15 protein-coding genes are annotated in these 17830 nt (G+C 55.2%); 7 read left to right on the top strand and 8 right to left on the bottom strand.

Annotated elements, in window-relative coordinates; genetic code table 11:
* Nucleotides 1-72 precede the first annotated feature (72 nt).
* From G536_RS0100640 to G536_RS25565, 5 genes are all read left to right on the top strand, one after another.
* A complete protein-coding gene (locus tag G536_RS0100640) occupies nt 73-927 on the top strand; it encodes a polymorphic toxin type 44 domain-containing protein (RefSeq protein WP_157530260.1) in 855 nt (284 codons plus the stop codon).
* Between the two features lie 24 nt (nt 928-951).
* On the top strand, nt 952-1494 hold the full coding sequence (locus G536_RS0100635; RefSeq protein WP_022821651.1) for a hypothetical protein: 543 nt from the start codon (nt 952-954) through the stop codon (nt 1492-1494).
* Between the two features lie 471 nt (nt 1495-1965).
* Complete coding sequence (locus tag G536_RS0100630; protein ID WP_026879713.1) at nt 1966-2664, top strand: recombinase family protein; 699 nt, start codon at nt 1966-1968, stop codon at nt 2662-2664.
* A 118-nt stretch (nt 2665-2782) separates the two neighbouring features.
* Nucleotides 2783-3472 (top strand): energy transducer TonB, encoded by a 690-nt coding sequence (locus G536_RS0100625; protein ID WP_022821649.1) that lies wholly within the window; start codon nt 2783-2785, stop codon nt 3470-3472.
* 132 nt (nt 3473-3604) lie between these two features.
* Complete coding sequence (locus tag G536_RS25565) at nt 3605-3943, top strand: hypothetical protein (protein ID WP_022821648.1); 339 nt, start codon at nt 3605-3607, stop codon at nt 3941-3943.
* 281 nt (nt 3944-4224) lie between these two features.
* On the opposite strand, the gene G536_RS0100615 is transcribed toward G536_RS25565, so the two are convergent.
* The 4 genes from G536_RS0100615 to G536_RS0100600 all read right to left on the bottom strand — a co-directional run bounded on the left by G536_RS0100615 (nt 4225) and on the right by G536_RS0100600 (nt 9074).
* Complete coding sequence (locus tag G536_RS0100615; RefSeq protein WP_022821647.1) at nt 4225-4650, bottom strand: hypothetical protein; 426 nt, start codon at nt 4648-4650, stop codon at nt 4225-4227.
* A gap of 197 nt (nt 4651-4847) precedes the next feature.
* On the bottom strand, nt 4848-6152 hold the full coding sequence (locus G536_RS0100610; RefSeq protein ID WP_157530258.1) for an ankyrin repeat domain-containing protein: 1305 nt from the start codon (nt 6150-6152) through the stop codon (nt 4848-4850).
* A 159-nt stretch (nt 6153-6311) separates the two neighbouring features.
* Nucleotides 6312-6590 (bottom strand): hypothetical protein, encoded by a 279-nt coding sequence (locus G536_RS0100605; protein ID WP_157530256.1) that lies wholly within the window; start codon nt 6588-6590, stop codon nt 6312-6314.
* A gap of 357 nt (nt 6591-6947) precedes the next feature.
* Complete coding sequence (locus G536_RS0100600; RefSeq protein ID WP_022821644.1) at nt 6948-9074, bottom strand: WG repeat-containing protein; 2127 nt, start codon at nt 9072-9074, stop codon at nt 6948-6950.
* Nucleotides 9075-10635: 1561 nt separating this feature from the next.
* Here G536_RS0100600 and G536_RS0100585 point away from each other — a divergent pair.
* Complete coding sequence (locus G536_RS0100585) at nt 10636-11085, top strand: hypothetical protein (RefSeq protein WP_157530254.1); 450 nt, start codon at nt 10636-10638, stop codon at nt 11083-11085.
* Between the two features lie 243 nt (nt 11086-11328).
* On the opposite strand, the gene G536_RS0100580 is transcribed toward G536_RS0100585, so the two are convergent.
* The 3 genes from G536_RS0100580 to G536_RS0100570 all read right to left on the bottom strand — a co-directional run bounded on the left by G536_RS0100580 (nt 11329) and on the right by G536_RS0100570 (nt 13940).
* Nucleotides 11329-11700 carry a hypothetical protein gene (locus G536_RS0100580; RefSeq protein ID WP_022821640.1) on the bottom strand — a complete coding sequence of 124 codons (372 nt, stop codon included), beginning with the start codon at nt 11698-11700 and terminating at the stop codon, nt 11329-11331.
* 1070 nt (nt 11701-12770) lie between these two features.
* Nucleotides 12771-13214: a hypothetical protein gene (locus tag G536_RS0100575; RefSeq protein WP_157530252.1), complete on the bottom strand. Its 444-nt coding sequence runs from the start codon at nt 13212-13214 to the stop codon at nt 12771-12773.
* A 132-nt stretch (nt 13215-13346) separates the two neighbouring features.
* Nucleotides 13347-13940: a hypothetical protein gene (locus G536_RS0100570; protein WP_157530250.1), complete on the bottom strand. Its 594-nt coding sequence runs from the start codon at nt 13938-13940 to the stop codon at nt 13347-13349.
* Nucleotides 13941-14375: 435 nt separating this feature from the next.
* Here G536_RS0100570 and G536_RS25560 point away from each other — a divergent pair, with 435 nt between their 5' ends.
* Nucleotides 14376-15014: a M949_RS01915 family surface polysaccharide biosynthesis protein gene (locus tag G536_RS25560; protein ID WP_022821637.1), complete on the top strand. Its 639-nt coding sequence runs from the start codon at nt 14376-14378 to the stop codon at nt 15012-15014.
* Nucleotides 15015-15135: 121 nt separating this feature from the next.
* Here the strand turns inward: G536_RS25560 and G536_RS32450 are convergent.
* Nucleotides 15136-17830 (bottom strand): hypothetical protein (locus tag G536_RS32450; RefSeq protein WP_033369450.1); only part of this gene is annotated, 2695 nt, incomplete at its 5' end.

Below are 17830 nucleotides of genomic sequence, written 5' to 3'. Positions count from 1 at the left end.
ATAAAATGATTAGCATGCAAAGTAAAAGAATAAATACAATTATGTTTGGCTATAGTCTAACCCTCGCGTTTCATGGCACTACTTGAATCTAAATCGGCGGCGACCAGCGCTTGGGCCGCAGTGGCGCACGCAGGCAACGCAGTGCCTGCTATGGCGCCGCCGGCCAGCGGCTTGGCTACGTGGGCGCAACAGGGCGCAGCAGAGCGGCAGCAGCAAAGTACACTAGGATGGTTCGACGTGGAGTTTGTTAACTTCTCCTCTGACAACTACCGCTTCCTCAATATTACCGAAGGAGACCTGCGTACTGGGCTCCGGCACCGGCAGTGGGCCGTAGGCCGGCTGGTTGATTCGTTTGGTGTTGTATGGGAAGAGTTTCGATTTGCGGACCCGGTCAATGACGTAAAGCTGCTGAAGCGCAGTATGGCACGCTGGCTGCGGCCCGTGACCTACGCCGAAATTGCGAAGATGCTGTCCGATGCCGGCGTGTTTGCCATTCGTAACAAGGCTCACTACAACAAAAACCGTTACGACTACATCTGGAAAGAAGGACAAGCAGGGGGACAATTAGACTTTTCTATGCGGCATCTCAAAAACTTGGTAAAGCCTAATATGAATGCCAATAGCGAGGGCGAGCTAGTGCCTTTTTTGTTTTATGTAGCCGGGGCGGCGCATAACTACTTCAATTTCGGCAACTTCCTGTACGGGGCGGCCGGCGCCACACTTGGGCTGAAGGTAGCGGAACTAACTGCGGGCGCCCAAGCCAATAGTTTGCTGCACTCCGATACCAATGGCTACGATCCCCAACTGGACTCTGCGGACGACCAATTCTCGATTGTAGCGGGGTATGAGTACGCGCAACAGCACAATTTCGCCCAACGAACCACCCCGTGGAACCAACCACAATGGGGGCAGCCCCGCGCCTGGTAACCAGAGCGGCAAACGCACCACCGTATGACGCAACGCCTGATCGTTCCGCTTGTTGTTGCCTGGCTCGCCACGGCCGCTGGCCTGAGCAGTTGTACCTCAGCTGCTGATCGGCAAGAGGCGTTTTTAGCACACCACGCGCACGACAACTTCGCCCCGTTTCGGCAGGTGTCCCTCTTTATTCGCGGTTCCGATGCCGCCGGGAATACGGTAATCGTGCTGACGGATGGCCGGGTCGCTGCTGCGTGCTCAGCAGAAACACCCCTCACGTTGATCATCGTAGCGACCACCACGCGCCAAATACGCCGGATCGAGCATGCGTTTCCGGCGGGCTGCGTGCCCCAAATGACCGAGCCGCAAATCAGGCAGTTGACGGCGGCGTTTTTGCGCTATCGCGTCCAGCGCCTCCGTGTCGATGGCAATGGCAATGTTTTCGTTGGGTTTGCCAGGCGCGGCCTGCTGCAGGCCGACTTGGTGTACGTCAACGAACCGGCCCGCTTGGACGAGTACTTCTACACGGACTTTGCGCCCGTTGCCGGAAAATGGTACGCCCGAAAGCCCACCGACTAAGCCAGCCTGCAACTGAGATGGTGAAGTGGTCTAGCCACGCCGAATAGCAGAAGGACGTGTCATTCTTTCGCCGTAACTATGAAAAGGAGCGGGGCGTCGCCTGACGAATGGCACCAATAGGAGACAACTCTCAAGATGGAAGCCCTGGGTTCACTTCCAAGAGTCGCGGCACACAAGCAGCAACTCGGCAGTTAGGCGCGGAGGTGGGCCGCGTAGAGGTGGCGCGCGACCCGCAAGTACGCCAGTAACCGACGGGTCTTGGACAAGCGCGCTTCTATCAGGTACCGGCTTGCTTTTCAACGCTAGCCCGATTTCTCAAATCCAGGCCTTGTCCTGTAGAAGCGGGCCAATTTCTCCCGCTACCTGAAACCGCTGCTGTTGAGAAGCCGGTACGACACCTGGGCGCAGATGCGTTGGACACTTTCCGATGCGTCGTTTGGAAAATGTCCAACCCCACTACCTTTAGGGCTGTTGTTTTCTCCCCAACTGCCCCCTCGTATGCCCTACGTTGCTTACTACCGCGTCAGCACCCTCCAGCAAGGGAAGAGCGGGCTCGGGCTGGCCGCCCAGCAGCAACTGGTGCGCAGCTTCGTAAAGGAAGAAGCCGTTCTGGGGGAGTTCGTCGAAGTGGAGGGCGGGAAGAAGGCCACGCGCCCTCAGCTGCGGGCGGCCGTGCAGCTGGCCCAGCGCCAGGGGGCCGTGCTCGTCATTGCCAAGCTGGATCGGCTCTCGCGCAATGTCGCCTTCATTGCCTCGCTGATGGAGTCGGGGGTGGAATTCGTGGCTTGTGATCAGCCGCAGGCCAACAAGTTTACCCTGCACATCTTTGCCGCGCTGGCCGAGCAGGAGCGCGACATGATCAGCGAGCGCACCCGCCGGGCCTTGCAGGTGCTCAAGGCGCAGGGCAAGCAACTTGGTACCCCAGCCAACTTGACGCCGACAGCTCATGCGCAGGGCCTAACGATCCGGCAGCAGAATGCACGGACCCACGAGGGCAACCGCCAGGCCACCGCGTTGATTGTGGCGCGCCGGGCACAGGGGTTGGGCTATAACCAGATTGCCCAGGAGCTGGAGGAGTTGGGCTTTCGCACCCGTCGTGGCTGCCGCTTCACCCACAAACAAGTTCAGCGCTTGGCCCAACGCGCAACGGAGCCAAGCGGTGTTCGCTAGGGCTATTAGTTTGCACGGGGGCTTCTCGGCTCGAAGTAAAAATACCGGTATCTTATCCAGCGCGGCTGCTACGGGCCGAGAAAACGACTTGTAAGGCCTGCCGATGCGTTCTTGCTGTTTGCTGCTACTCAGCCTCTGTGCTCCCCTTGTTGGGTGTTCCGATCCGGAGTCTATCGCCACTGGTGATGCGCAACAACCCCGTGCGCCGCTCACTGCCTGTACCCAAGCGCACAACCAGGCACGGCAGGATTTCGCGCACGGGCGCTACGAACTGCATTCGCTCGAGTTCCAGCCCTTGCCCAACACGTATCTCGATGTGCTGGCCCGTTCCTATCATATTCAGTGGCGCTTTGTGGGCGAGATGGCCCCGGCCAGCTACTTTGCCTGCTACGACTCGGTTATGTGGCAGCTGCTCGAGCACAAATACGGTCCTCACTTCGCGCAACAAGCCCAGCAGCAAGCGGACAGTTTAGATCGCACTGGCACCTGGAATGAGTCGGCCTCCTTTCCAGGGGGAATAGAACAGCTACAGCCCTGGGTCTGGCAGCAAGTGAAATGGTCCCGGCTCTCCCGCCGCGAAGGCCGGGTCTTTGCCTGCTTTACTGTCGACTCGCTGGGCGCCATTCAGGACGTACGTCTGCTCAAAAGCCTGGATGCGTCTCATGATCAGGAAGTCTTACGGGTCTTACAGCAGATGCCGCGCTGGAAACCAGCCTATCGGGAGGGCAAATCCTACGCGCTTCCCTTCACCGTTCCGATTGTCTTTTCTGAAGCGGCCCGCAAGGACTATGCTTTGGAACGGAAGTAGCCATAACACTTTACAGTCCACCGTTCAACTAATGTGACAGCGTTCGGAGGGGAGATATTCACTAAGCTAATTCCACCGTTTTCTTGAACAGCAATAGCCCGTCTGCTTAGTAAAAAGCACTATATTTTATCCATGGACAAAGAAATTGCGATCGCCAATAACCTGCCATCCACAGTGTTAGAGCTGCTTGCTGCGATTAAGCGACGGCCGGCTATGTATTTGACTCGGCGTTACATCTCGTGCCTCAAAGCGTATCTAGACGGGTGGGCCATAATGGCGTACCAACACAACATCGAGATCGATGGCAGCTGCATGCAGGAATTTCAGGATTGGATAACAGACAAGTATCGTATCACCAGCAGCCACTCTTGGGCTGATATCATTCTATTTTACTCCGGTGACGAATGCGATGCCCTTGACAATTTTTTCAAACTTTTTGATGAATGGCAGCAGCGCGTGCGTACGGTGTAGTTTTTCAGTTGCCTAGCATAGGCTTGGACATTTAGTGATTGACCTTGGCTGTTGCAGAACCCTATAACTAGTGCAAAACAGGCCTACGGCAGCTAATGGTAGCTACCGTAGGCCTGTTTAAGCATTGTTTGAACCTGTTTTGATGCAGGGAGCGGGCGCACGCTGGGTTCTGCAACAGCCACTACCGTTTGGAAAACGTTACGGAGTTCTATTACCTATTCCTCAAGGCCTACCCTTGTTTAGAGAGCCTTGATTAACTCACGTGACATACTGTGCTAGATTCACTTACAATATGATCGCAGAGGGATGGTAAATGAGGCCTGTCTAAGAGGACTCATTTTTGGTGTCTTGTAAGCCTTGGGCACGTAAAAGACCACATTCTGATGCACGCTTTCCTTCATTTTGTTAAGCAAAGAAGTGGGAAGGGATTGCGCAGCCTGATAGAGCTTTGTGTTAGTAATAGCCTCAATTCGTCCAGCAGTATCTATCCGGCATTCGAACATGATAAACCCCTGTCCTCTTTGACAAAGCGCTAACTGCTCCGATGCGGAGAATACGTTTTTTGCTGCTTTAGTCACTTCCTGTGGGTTAGCAAATCGGATTTCGTCTGGTTCTGAAAAGACCTTATCAGCCGTTGCTTGCCCATATGTGCACTGTAAGCCACCTAACATGAACAGAAGAAAGGCGAGCATCGCGGACAGTTTCATACAGGAAAATATTCGGATAGAGAACGTGTTATCCCACTTGCCAAAATACCATATTCTGACAGGAATAGCTGTAGGAGTGAAATCACCACTTTTCCAAGACTGCGCTTATAACTAGCATTACGTTAATCAACTTTTCCCAGATCAAGGCGAGACTTTATAGAAACCCTCAGAGTGGAAAAAATCAATTTATTTCGCTCCTATTTCAGAAGAGCTATCAGGTCAGGGAATGGCTTGTCTTTTACATAATCAATTGCTGACCGCCCGGATTTATCTTTTGTATCGGTGCGTCCACCATGCGCCATCAAGTACTTGATAGCATCATGACAAGCCTCATCATTCGGGGGAGTTGAATCGTTGACCTGCGCTGCCTGCGCGATATACATTATGGGCGTAAGACCCTCCTTGTCTTGAGCATTCACCCGGCTCCCCTTCTCTACTAAAAACTTGATTTTATCAAGCTCCAGATTCTTGGCCGCGATGATAAGGGGCGTTACGCCAGAAGCGTCACAGGCATTGACATCCAGTTTCAATTCGTTTGCCACGAACTGAGTGGTTGCCAAGCTTTCATTTACCGCATACATCAGCAGGGTCTGACCACTGGTGTCCCTGTCTTGGATGTTGTACTTGTAGGTAGGAATGAGCCAGCGCAAAAACGCAATATCATCGCTTCGAAGCGCCTGCATCAACACCGTGCTGCCATCATCGAGACGGTCATTGGGGCGCGCTCCTAAGCGTATAAAGTATTCACAAAGGGATTTATTGGCTTTCCCAGCGGCATACGAAAAGGCAGTTTCGCCATTTTCTCCCCTCTTGTTAATGTCAGCTCCCCTCTGCACCAAGTAGTCAACCACTTCTTGGTGTTCAGTTAGCGCAGCGAGTGCCAGTGGGGTGGAGCCCTTGTTATCAGCCTGATTTATATCGGCCCCATGCTCGACCAGTAACTGCACAAACTGAAGGATTTTTGCCGAAGTAGCCTCCGTGCTAGACGAGAGAAAAATAGCCGTTATCAAGGGCGTATCACCGGACCCATCCTGCGCATTCACCTGTGCCCCCTTGCTCAGTAGGTAGGTAGCCATGGGGTAGTCTAGTTCGTGTGCCGCCAGGAGCAAGGGGGTTTCTCCGCTGTCGCCCAGCACGGGGTCACCCAGGGTTCTACTATTTACGTCGGCCCCTCGCTCCACCAAGAATCGTACGGCTTCCACCTTCTTACTAGTAACGGCTCGGTGAATGAAGGCACGGCCATCATCCCGTCCTTTTTCATCGATGCCTTTGGACAGGAGGTATTTTATTACCTCTACCTGTCCCCCTGCCAAGGCATTACCGATAAGGGTGCGGTTCCATAGGTCGAGGGTGTCCAGTGGGCCTCCCGATTCCACATACTCTTTTACCTTATCAAGGTCGCCACTATAAGCGGCCTCATGCACTTCACTTTTTTGCGGGCCACAGGAATGAAAACAGAAGGCTAGCAACGTGATAGTAAGAGTGATTAGAGCGCTTCTCATGTTTAAAATTCTGGCCAGCGGTATCAATAAACGGAGGCTTAAGCAGCTAGTATGTTTCGACAAGGGCCCGTTATCATGCCCTATCAGGTGTCAAACCGGAGCCGATGAAATGCTACCAGCCGACTTCAAAGTGTCCGATACGTCTTTTTTATGTTAACCTTATCCTTCCGGTACTAGCAAATAACGCTTGGCAACTACCTCAGCTTCGGTGCGTGCCTGCTCCCCACTGGTCCATCGAGTATCGTAGTTGTTGGAACTATCGATCTGCGGCTCATCTGCGTCCTGCATATCATACACTGCCCACCACCAATAGTCGTCGTCCATCCATTCGGCTCGTAGGAGCAGGCCTGCCCAATGGGCGAGACAGTCGTCTTGCAAATCACCACGCCACACAATCGGCTCTTGCTGGGCAGCTATCGTTCTGGCAGATGGTATCATGTAAAGAGGGAATAGGGACCGCTTCCCAAGATACAAGCCGTCGTCGACTCTAATCGAAAGACAAGCATAAGATGCTAGGCCATCCAGAAAAGGCTCGATTTACGTGCACTTTCGGCAGCTAGCTCAGTGGCCCCAAAAACGCGGTTTTCAGGAATGTTTTTTATCCCCTTTTTTGGATAGTTGAAAATGCCCATTATGAAGCCTTTTGGGACGAGCTAAGTCGCTAGGAAACTGATCCGGGATGTACTTTTGGTCAATTATCCTCCTCTACGGTAGTTGTTACCCGCCCAAGCCATGCGACGTTCCATCCCCCAACGCGTGGAGTGGCGGGTAGGATAGCGGCCAGTGGACGGGGGGCTACTGAGACTCGTCTACCCAGAACTGGCGGCCGTTAAGGCTGATGTATCCGCCCGGCTGCCCGTTAGGTAGCGGTGTGTACCCATCGGGGCCGTGCTCGGGCGGAAGGTGCAGCAGCGGGCGGCGCTGCGGGCGGGGGGCGAGCGGTGGAAGTTGCTCCGGGAAAACGTCATAGGGCAGGGTCAGGCGGGTAAGGCCGGCTTGGTCCAGCAGCTGCGCCGACCCCTGACCGGCGGCGTTCTGCTGCCGGACGAACAGGCGTTTCAGCTCAGGGTAATAGTACTGGCTGGTGACGTGAGGCAGCTCGCGCAGCAACTGGCCGCGCGGGCTATAGAGCCGCATCGTAACGGCCGAACCAACCGGACTGGGCTGTAGCACTGCCACCACCAATGAATCGTATTGCGCGATGTGCTGGGCTTGGCCCAGGGGCAGCACCCATTGGCCGCCAGCGCCCATCAGGCCCCATTCCGCGTCGGTGTATACGATCACTAGGCCCCCGCCCGTCACCTCGCGCGGAAACAGGCCGCGCGACTGGGGCGGAATCAGCACCCGGCCCAGCGTATCGGTCAGCATCCAAGTGTCAGAGAATCCCTGGCGACTTTCCGTGGTGAGCAGAAAGTGCGTCTGCCGCCCGTTGCTCCGCTGCCAGTCCCAGAAATACGAATCCGGGTGGGCGGCCGTGATTTCACGGCCGCGCCGGTCGAGCAGGTAGTCCTGGGTGTCGCGCCGGACCCAGGCAAAGCCGTTGCGAAACCCTTCCACCACGTGGTAGCGCGGCGGCACGATCTGGCGGCCGCGGCGGCGCTCCACGAAGCCACTTTTACCCTGGTGCCAGAATTGCATGTACAACGTATCCACCAGTTCCGGCCGCTCGAACGAGCTGTAAGAGGAGACGAATTCGCATAGGCTGTTCTGCACGGCAATGGGCTCGGGCTCCGCGTCAAACAAATTGGTCCGAGGTTCGGGAAAATACAGCGCCTCGTACCGGCAGGGCACCACCAACTGGCCGCGCCGGTTGATGAGCCCGTAAAAGCGGCCCCGGCGCACCACAGCCCGCCCCTGCCAGAAATCGGTCGCGGCCGTGAAGGTGGCGCGAAAGGCCGGGCGGCCATCGGGGCGGAAAAACTGCGTGAGCGTGTCGCCGGCAGCCGTGCGCCCCTGGGCTCGCATGAAGCCGGCCCCATCGGGCTCGGACAGGGCCAACCAGCGCCGGAAGGGCACCACCACCCGGCCGGTGGTATCGATCACGCCGCGGCGCAAGCTGTCGTCGAGCACCTGCACCACGCCCCAGCTAAATTCCCGCTCGGCGGTGGCAGCCAGGTCGCCGGCGAACTTCTCCCCGTAGACGTCGGCGTAGCGGGGCCCGATGGCTTCGCGGCCTTGCCGGTCGAGGTAGCCGATGCGGCCATCGCGCTGCAGCAGGGCCCGGCCATTGCGGAAGTGCTCCAGCCAGTCGTAGCGAAACGCGGTCAGCCGCTGACCGGCGCCGTTCAGCAGCGCATACTTCCCAGGCTGCCACAACTCAGCGGATGCACCGTTATCGGATTGCTTAACGCTAAACAGGCCGTCCCCTAGGGGCAACGCTTTCGGATACTGGGCCGGCGCCTGCCACCCCAGTTGCAGCGGCTCGCGCCGGTAGCGGCGGCCGGTGGGGTCGGCGTAGTCTTCGTCAGTGCAATACCGGCGCGGCGTGGTGTCGTCTTTCCAGAACTCCTGCGGGAAGCCCGACACGTACACCTGCCCCGTGTTGTCGGCTTTGGCGCGCACCATCAGGCCGCCCTGCTTCGCGGGCACCACCACCTCGTCGGGACCCACGCGCAGGTACTCGCCGCGGGCATTGAGCACCCAGTAGCCGGCCGGCTTTACCTCCATCTTGGCGTAGCCGCCCACCAGCAGTGGCGGCTCCTGCGCCAGGGCGGTTTGCACCACCAGGCGGCCCGTGGTATCGGCGTAGCCCCAAGTGGTACCGGTGCCGGTGGTGCGCCGGAACGGCACCAGGCCGCCGGGCGGCTCGGGCGTCACCACCAGCCGCTGCACTTGCTGAAATTCATACACGACAGGCATGACGGGTCCCTCGGGAGGCGAGGGATAAGCCAGCAGAAACAGCAGGAACAGGAGCTTGATCATAGACGGGAACCTAACGCGCTTGCTGCGCAAAGGGAAAGATGCAGAAGCGAACGCATTTCCATACGGCGCCCGTGCCCGCCACTCAACGTCCAAGTCCCGCGGCCCCGGCTTAAAGCACATGGGCCGTTGGGCTAAGAGGTATAGTCCCAAAGCATGATGGTATTTTCTAGGCTCAACATCCCCCGTGGCGGTTGCCGAACGCCTCCAGGAGGGCTCTGCCCGTAAGTTGACCGAAAGAGGCTAGGTGGAAATGCGCTCAAAACAGCCTTTCGCGTTGTGAAAGCGCACCTCTCGCTCGTTCCAGACACGGAACACAAGCTTCTGCAACCGCTACAGTTCTATTTCTAACCTTCGTTGGCTGCTTACCTTGGTAAACATAAAGTTGCGTATCGGACTCGCAGAATTAGAGTTTATACTCTAGTTTAAATTCTTCAAATAGTTCAAAGAATCTATTGAGGGCGTCGCATTCGTCATGAGAGTAAAATAAGATAATACTAGCCCAGGAATGAGTAGTAGTAACCTGATACTTCGCCGCTATCCACTTTTGAAACTCTCCCATACAATCATCTTGTATTACTATGGAGTTATAAAAGGCCATATAATACCAGCCATTTAAAAAAGACTGCAAACATGATATGTAGGATTTGCTTAGATACATTCCTGGCCGCTGCTTAATGCCTGCAAGTAGCCCGGCAAGGGAAGTAGTATTCATACACTGAAGCGGAAGTACAAAGCTTTAAAGCAACAGCCACTAGACATTAGCAACTCAGTTTTCATTCTCTACTTGTCATGGCTAGCTTGCCTAAATAACCGGTGGCGTAGGGATTGCTCAAGTGCAACCGCAATCTCGCTCGATTCTTACCCTGCCAAATACGAGGAGAGATGGAAGGAAAAAGCAGAAAAGTGGGCGTCCTGCTGGCTGTCCTATTACTAGGAGTGGTCCTACTTAATAGGGGTATGAAGATGACTGAGATTCGAACGAACGGGATTTATGAGAGAGCGTACGTCTTAGAACGAGAGGGGGCCAAAGGCGGCGTGCGCTTAACCTATTCCTTTTCTCACCAAGGAGTAAACTATGTGGCCAATAATGTAACCTATCGAACAGACATCGCGAAAGGGGACTCGTTCTATATTAAAATAATAGCCGGTGAGCCCAAAGGCAAGGTTATATTTTATAAAGATAAAACCGAAGACATAGAGTAAGTAGGGCACTTTCTCTCGTACTCAACTAAGCTGAGTTGATGCGTTAGGCTTCGCAAGGCGAGCTTATCAATACCTAATAGCTAGATGATCAAGAGAAGGCTGTCAAGTATGATGGCTATGTAAGGAAACGTTATGTTCAACAGGACGTCAAGTAACACCGAAATAAATAGTTACTGTGCTGCTTTAGTAGAACATCTCCGCCATCCGGCCGCTTCTAACGCAAGGGCTCTATCCTACAATCGGCCAGCAGCTAACAGATAGACAAAGTATAAACTATATTAATCCTACGCGGCAGTACTGCCCACAGAAGATGGTCGCTTAGAGGCTGCTCTCCGATACTACTTGCCATTTTATCCTAATGAAAACCTGTCTTTGCCTCCTTACTGGTCTGCTGCTACTGAGTGGCTGCACGAAAGAAGAAAACGCGGCCCCGCTTCTTGCATCCGGGTTCAACCAGCCGATAAGCTTACGCCATCAACAGCCGGTGATGCTCCCCACCAAAGAACAAGCAGAACTGACCATCACGCTAGATAGCCTAATAGACGAGCGCTGCCCGCGGGATCTACGGTGCTTCAGTCCTGGCGTCGCGGCCACAGTTCTGAAAGTGCAAGAACAAAATGGCACCCGGCAAGCCGTTCGGCTGTATTTAGTGGGGTTGACCACGCCCACCCAGAACGATTCGGCCACCATTCAAGCCAACAATCGCCGCTACCGACTGATCGCGCACGAGGTGACGCCCTATCCAACGCAAACGCAGAACGCTTCCAATAAAAATAGACAGCTCCTCTTCACGGTAAAGCGTCTATGAGGGGTGCGCTGGCTTCTTTTGAAAGGAAACTAGCGAACCCTGCCAACAGACTCCCTACCCGCTAGAGGTGTTCGAATTACCTAGGTAAAAATGCCGCCGAAATACTGCGTTTCAGGAGCATTGACGGGGATGCTGCAACCGTTCGACATAGCACTCTTTTTCGAGCGCCTGTCATTCTAAGAGCGCTGCTTCTTAAGCGTTCAGGGTCTATTGTACAAGGCGACAGACTTGCTTATGTTCCTCTTACTGAGTTAGTAGATACTTGTGCCGGTGATCGACGAGAAAAGATCTCTCCTGCTCAGCCAGGGAATCTTGCCAAATGGGCTGCTCCCTTCCTGCTTCATCAAGCAGCACCCAAGTGTATGGGTTAATGGATCTATCGCTAATAATCACCTTGGTTTGTAGGGTATGAGCCAAAAAACGCGCTAGTGCTAGTTCATCTGCTGCATCTTCATACACGGACAGAAGCCAGGAAACATCGCCTGCATAAGCAACTAGGTGATAGTGCTCTTCTTCTATCCATAGCTCCCTAACAAGCCCCTCTTGGTGATAAAAACTCGTTAAGGCGAACTGTATTTTCTCCGGCTCAGCCGCGTGTTGCAATAGAAAATCCATCGCTAGTAGCTTTCGGTTAAGGAGTGAACCTAATGCTGTTGGACCGAGTCCACCTGCTCCTGAGTTGCTCGATTGACCACGGCGCAAGCAATCCAAGCAGACCACACGTACTAAGCAACAGGAAGCGATAGGGGCGATCCAGTGCGCCCGCGAAGGCTCCGCACCAAAACAGGCTGGCCCCGAGATAGAGCACGCAGATTCCAGTGACCAGGGTAGTCCGTTGTGCCGGCCGTATCATTCGGCTGCCAATAGCGAAGGCGCTGGCCAACAAGCAGAAGGTATAAAAGCATAATTGCTGAGAAATTACCCAAGCAATCGGCGTGCGGTACTCCCCTCGGAAGTGGTAGTGTACGAATCTGCCTAGGAAGGTACTGCCGGACAGACCAAGGAACGAAACCACTAGGCGCCAACTCACGTGCCAACCTACTTGAAGTAATTTTGTCATCTTGTTATCACTTGCCTAGTTGTCCAGGAACTACGGGGTACGTCAACTACACTACAGAAAGACAGAGCACATGCTTTCTTCGGGGTAGTACTAGGAAGGAGTTGTTGCTTGTCTTGGTCGACGTAGCGCTGTAGAGAGCAGCACAACACTGATCAGCAGACAACCACTGGCCACGCCCTGCCAAAACTGATATTGGGTGTCACTCACCGCCAGCCCGCAGATAGCACGGTACCCGCCATTCGGGTTCCCTGATGCTGGAAAGCCCCACGTATCGCGGCCCGTGTACGTACCCATCCGTGAGGCGTAGGGCGTACGCGTCCCATAAAAACTGATGGGATAAAGCAGAAACCACCAGAACCGAGAGCGAAGTAACCGACGCACCATCAGAGCTAAACAAGAAAGCAGTACGTGTATAAGAAATGGAGGGCGGCTAAAACCCAAACCAGCTAGCCGGCTTTAGGCCAAGAATAGCAGAAGCAGGGCTCTTTTACAACCTCGTTCGGCTGTCCAATAGAAGGGTAGAGAAATAGCCTAAGAAAACTGCGTTTTTGGGGCCGCTGAGCTAGGTGCTGAAAGTGTGCGTAAAACGAGCCTTTTTTGGATGAGGTAAACGCAAGCAAGCTACTCACTGCTGGCCTTTCTCACCGAATAAGTAGTACGCTATTCGAAACAAGCGGCTTTTTCCTTTCACCGGAGGCAGTAAAATGTCCGTCTCTTCAGTTCGTTTTGCATTCTCAAGGGGAGGCGTAATGCCAAGAGCCGCGATCTGATCTGACATCGGAATTTGCTGCTCCAATACGACTGCCTCCTCTAGGAGGAGGACGACTCGAATACCAGACTTGGCTCGTGGCACTTCGCGTTGAATATGGGTCAGCTGGGTAGACGCACTGGCGACGGTGTCAATGAGCACCTGTTTACCGCGCAGCACGAGTAAGTGCTCGCCAGAGTAAAGAAAAGCCGACAGGTAGAGGCTATTCCGACCCCAATCGCAGATATCTGTTGGTTCTTCTTTTCGAGTTTGGCAAGAGAGTAGAAACGAAAAGACCAGCCAGAGTGCAGTTAGTTTCATACAATGGGTGGTGATGGCTTGCCCTAGATCAGCGAGAAAAGCCCGTACCAAGATCATGTCCACCTTTTCTCGCGGCGAGATAATATATGAATAATGACTAATTAACGTAACGTTTACGTATCGGACAAACCGTTAGTGAAGCGCTGTTGAGGTTCCGCCTCTTAGATGCGCTTGCCAGTGTCGAGTTGGCCGCGCTGCTGTTACTTGGAACGTTTGCCCATCGAGCCAATGGGCTTCGCTAAACCCATGCTCCTGGAACGGTTCATTCTCCACGATCCGCTGACACTGGTAGTCATTCCCCTTCGTTGACATGAGCACGATGTCCACCATAAACTGGTTGAGGGTCCACTGGCACACGGCACAGGCTGTAAAGCGGCCATCCGGGGAGCGAAAAAAGCGCTTGCGCCCAATTTTCATCACCCACGTATTCGTTAAACTGGCCTGCAAACAATGCGCATACGCTTCTTCGAACGGCGCTTGGGGCCACTCCCGCTTGCTACCAAGCACCAGGCAAGCGGTATGGATCAACTCGAGTTGTAAGCGGCTCTTCTCGTCATTCGATAAGGCAAGATAAACCGTGAGATCCAGGGGACGTTTCACCTGCAGCACATTGAGCAGGAGCAACTCTTTCTCCACCTCACTGTGGTCAGCCGCTGTAGTAATGCCTGGCTGATCAACGATGTCAACGACGAGTTTGACGATCCCCTGCGTAGCAAAAGCCGGCAAATAACTCGTGTAGAGATTTGTCAGGGCAGCTGTAGACGCATTGAATGGGAGCCGTTGGGTCTTAGAGTGAGTTAGTAATGCTATTTCTCGTATAGCCATCAAGGAGCGCAGATTGAATCTTGCTACTAGCACAAGCTTACAAACAGCTGAGCTATTTCCACGGAAAAGTTGCTTTACGTAATGTTAGTTATAAGCGCCACCTTAAAAAATGGAAAGTAATAGCAATGAATTCGTAAGAGATATTAGTAGCACTTATCCGTACTTGGAAGTATTGTAAGGGCAAACACAAACTCCTTTCTTGAAGGTTAGCGTTACTGATGGCAAGGACCTATGCTTCACGTTTTATCCGACAGCTGACTCCGTCCCCCTTGGCCAGCCTAGGCTGTGACAACGAGAAGCCCCGCCGTAGTCTTCTGCTTTCTCTCCCCCTTCGTGATGAACCACTACTTTCTGACCGGCAGCTTCCTGTTCGCCACGCTAACGGCTCACGCGCAACTGCGCGTCAGCCCACTGCAGCCAACCGCCGTGCCGACTACACTCCTGCACACCGGCCGCTTGGTGCAGGCCCTGCGCTACACCGACCGCACCGGCACCTACACGGTCCTGGCGACCCAAACCGGTGCTGTACGCGCGACCAGTGCGGTGGTAGACGAGGCCCAACGCGCCGACCTCTATGCTTACCAATATCCGGCTACGGGGACCATCCCCACCTGGCAACTCCACGATTTTGTGACCGACTGTCCCGTCGATTTGCAGGCCCGGTTTCGTCCTCAAGGCCTCACGGTGACCGACCTCGACCAAGACGGTACGGCCGAAGTGTGGCTGGTCTACCGCACCGTGTGCCGCGGTGACGTAAGCCCGAGCATACAGAAAATCATAATGTATGAGGGCCAGCGCAAATATGCCGTGCGTGGCACCAGCCGCGTGCTCATCAACGGCAAGCCCTATGGCGAAGGTGGAACTTACACCTTCGATGCGGCCCTGCTAGTGGCGCCGGTCGCCTTTCGCCACCACGCGGCTCAGCTCTGGAAGCGGCACCTAGTCGAAGACATTACCGAAGATGTAGCGAAGTAAATCTAGTTAAGCGGACGAGACTTTCTGAAGCCTGATTAGGGGAGCTTAAAAGTCTTTCCGTCCAATTGGCATTTTACAAAGGGTGCTCTTAAAATGCTACGCATTAGAATTGCTAGCGGAGTCATTCGTCTTCCTGTTGATTTAGGGGGTATAACTGGATGCGGCCGCTTACATCCACTAAGGCAAAGTGTTTGCGATCGGCCGTAGACAAGACAGCGATGAAAGGCTTGTCCCCGATGATAGACTGCGTCACAAGGAGCCCATCCGACGTGAGTTGAAGCACTTGTGCTTCGCTTTCCTGGATACCGACCACATGCTCGAGTCCAACAAAACGCATATCTACTTCCGGGGTGCTGCTCTGGCAAAGGAGGTCAGGTTTAGCGTCTGGTAAGGAGGTGGGTGCCCACAGTTGCATGCCTCCTTCCAGTCCCACCACCAGCTGTAGTTCCTGCGTGTAAGGAGAACACACTAGTTGATAGACTACGCCCGCTAACTCATGCGTGCCAACCTTTCCTTGCTCGTTCCACCAAACTAGCCACTCTCCCCAATAGGAATAATACACGCCGTCGCGATAGAGTAACTCAGAGGGCCACCCGCGTTCCATACCAACAAAAGTAGAGGAGTCACTAGACAGGTACTGCATCAGGGGAGGCAAGAGCTGCCCGGATGCCGCGTAGGGTTGCACAGTCAGCGTGCTGCCTTGCACCTCGGCCGTTGCAACCATCCCGTCCGGCAGCAGAGCCACCCGGATGGGCCAGGCGGGCAGCCAGGACGGACAGTCCACCGTAAGGGCATCCGAAAAATACTTGTTGCGCGGCAGGACTTGAAGCTCTAGTACCACCAGAGTTGAGCAGCGTAACAGGAGCTGATTGCCGTGGCGTTCATCCGCCAGCAGGACGAGATTGGTTTGCGGCGCTACGAGCGTCAGCCACGAGTAATATTCGATGTTGCCGTACCAGTTCCCGCGAGCCAGCTGTACCCGGTTGTCACGGATGCCGACGGCCACCCACTGGTGGTGGTGATTGACGACGCTTTGCCACGTAATGGTGGCGTCCAGGTGCGTACCGCTGGGATTGACGGGTATCGTTTCCGCTACGGGAAGGCGTAGCGGACGGGTGGTGTAGCGGCTGCAATCGGCGGCAAGTAACCGGTCGGTGGGCTGAAAGGACCGCAACAGCGCTAAGCTGGCCACATTCCCCGCTTGTGCTTCCCGGCTGACCACTTCATAGGCTATCTCACGCGATGCATTGAGTAGCGTTGGCGTAGCGTGCCTTTCTACTACGGTAGCCAGCACCCGCAATAGGGGTACTCCCTGCCTGAGCGACGTGTGCTCTTGGTAAACCGTGTGCACCGCCGCACTCAAGTCGGCAGACGGCTCGTCCGCTATTAGGTCGAAATACTGCTCCAGGCAGGTTTCGGGCTGTTTGGCACCAGCCCAGCCCGTTAGCAATATGGTTTGGGCGCGCAGGCGGTCCAGGAGCTTGCTGGCTGCTAAGCGGGCGGCCGCGGGCTGGTCTCCATTGGCCAGTAGCACTGCCACGCCACGCTCGTAGTGGCGAGCGGCCATTACCGGTTGCGCCAGTTGCTGATGCAGGTCCCCGGCCTTCTCATGCTGTCCCAGATCCGCAAACAATTCCGCTGCTTCCAACAGCAGTCCTCCCCGTTCCAGACTCTGCGCCGCGGCGGGTCGGTTACGGAGATGATCCTGGTACAACGCGGCGGCTTCGCGGAAGAGCTGTCCTTGCTCCAGCACCTGAGCTGCCGCGTGGTAATCCCCAAGTAAATGAGCGTGGATATAGGCGGCTTTCTGGTAGCGGCCCGCCGCCACTTCCTGACGCGCCGCGGCCAGGTACTGCCGGCGCAGGTCCACCTGATACTCGGCCAGATCCCAGACATCCGTGGGGCGCCCACCCCCTAGTTGGCCGAGGTTGAAGTCCGTGGCCCGGGGGCCCAGTTGAGCCGTCGCTGGCGCCCGACCGCGGTCCTGGTACGGTCCGTCGAGCGGAATGGCATACTTCAACGCTTCCGCTGGATTGTCCTGAAACAAGCGCAGTAACCGCTCAATTTCACGGTTGCGTTTCTTCTCTAGCCCTTGGATACTACCATTCAGCCACGTATCCAACCGCTGAAATATCCCGGGCCTGGCGGGAACATTAGGTCGAGTCGGGCTGCCGCTCTTACCATTCGACACGTTGCTCAATGCCCTGATTAAGATAACAACTGCCACCGCGACTAGCGTGCCAATATTGCCACTGGTTAGGCTCCGGAACAGACTCAACAGCAGCACGCCCGCAATCCCAATCAGGACAATAGTCCCTAAGAGCCCAAGAATTCTGGCAGTTTGGCGGTTGCCCGTTCCCGGCACCGAACGCAGCAACGACAGGCTCCAATGCAACAAGCGGTAGCGGACGGCATCCCACTGTTGCTGCCCCCAACTGGGCGTCGATTCAGCTAGGCCGGGTAGTTCAGTTAAGGGAGCCGTTCCAATGTCTTCCTGCAAGGTTCGCAGCACTTCTCCAACTGAAGTGGGCAGCACCCGGATCTGCTGCAGACGGGGCTTGGGAGTCAGCCCCGGGTGAGCCCGGGTCCAATCAGTTACGCGTGCGGGAGCGTATTCAAGTAGCGTTAACAGGTCCAGTTCATCGGTTGTATCAAACCCCACCAAGCCGATACGGGGGTGCCAGAGTTGGCAAGGCCAGAGCAAGGCAGTACGCAGCTCCTCGGGCGTAGCGGCGGGCCAGAGCGTGGCCTGCACGGGCACGTAAAGCCGCTCGGCCACTACGCCGTAAGGTTCGAGTACGTCAGTGGGCAGCTTT

Origin of the sequence: Hymenobacter norwichensis DSM 15439 (assembly GCF_000420705.1) — a bacterium.
GTDB classification, from domain to species: Bacteria; Bacteroidota; Bacteroidia; order Cytophagales; family Hymenobacteraceae; genus Hymenobacter; species Hymenobacter norwichensis.
The sequence above is the reverse complement of the archived record's forward strand: the minus strand, read 5'-3'. Positions and strand labels throughout refer to the sequence as shown.

Excerpts from the sequence above, each read along its gene's own strand:
- G536_RS0100640 (WP_157530260.1), top strand. The coding sequence starts at position 73 with ATGGCACTACTTGAATCTAAATCGGCGGCGACCAGCGCTTGGGCCGCA.
- G536_RS0100635 (WP_022821651.1), top strand. The coding sequence starts at position 952 with ATGACGCAACGCCTGATCGTTCCGCTTGTTGTTGCCTGGCTCGCCACG.
- G536_RS25565 (WP_022821648.1), top strand. The coding sequence starts at position 3,605 with ATGGACAAAGAAATTGCGATCGCCAATAACCTGCCATCCACAGTGTTA.
- G536_RS0100615 (WP_022821647.1), bottom strand. The coding sequence starts at position 4,650 with ATGAAACTGTCCGCGATGCTCGCCTTTCTTCTGTTCATGTTAGGTGGC.
- G536_RS0100610 (WP_157530258.1), bottom strand. The coding sequence starts at position 6,152 with ATGAGAAGCGCTCTAATCACTCTTACTATCACGTTGCTAGCCTTCTGT.
- G536_RS0100605 (WP_157530256.1), bottom strand. The coding sequence starts at position 6,590 with ATGATACCATCTGCCAGAACGATAGCTGCCCAGCAAGAGCCGATTGTG.
- G536_RS0100600 (WP_022821644.1), bottom strand. The coding sequence starts at position 9,074 with ATGATCAAGCTCCTGTTCCTGCTGTTTCTGCTGGCTTATCCCTCGCCT.
- G536_RS0100585 (WP_157530254.1), top strand. The coding sequence starts at position 10,636 with ATGAAAACCTGTCTTTGCCTCCTTACTGGTCTGCTGCTACTGAGTGGC.
- G536_RS0100580 (WP_022821640.1), bottom strand. The coding sequence starts at position 11,700 with ATGGATTTTCTATTGCAACACGCGGCTGAGCCGGAGAAAATACAGTTC.
- G536_RS0100575 (WP_157530252.1), bottom strand. The coding sequence starts at position 13,214 with ATGAAACTAACTGCACTCTGGCTGGTCTTTTCGTTTCTACTCTCTTGC.
- G536_RS25560 (WP_022821637.1), top strand. The coding sequence starts at position 14,376 with ATGAACCACTACTTTCTGACCGGCAGCTTCCTGTTCGCCACGCTAACG.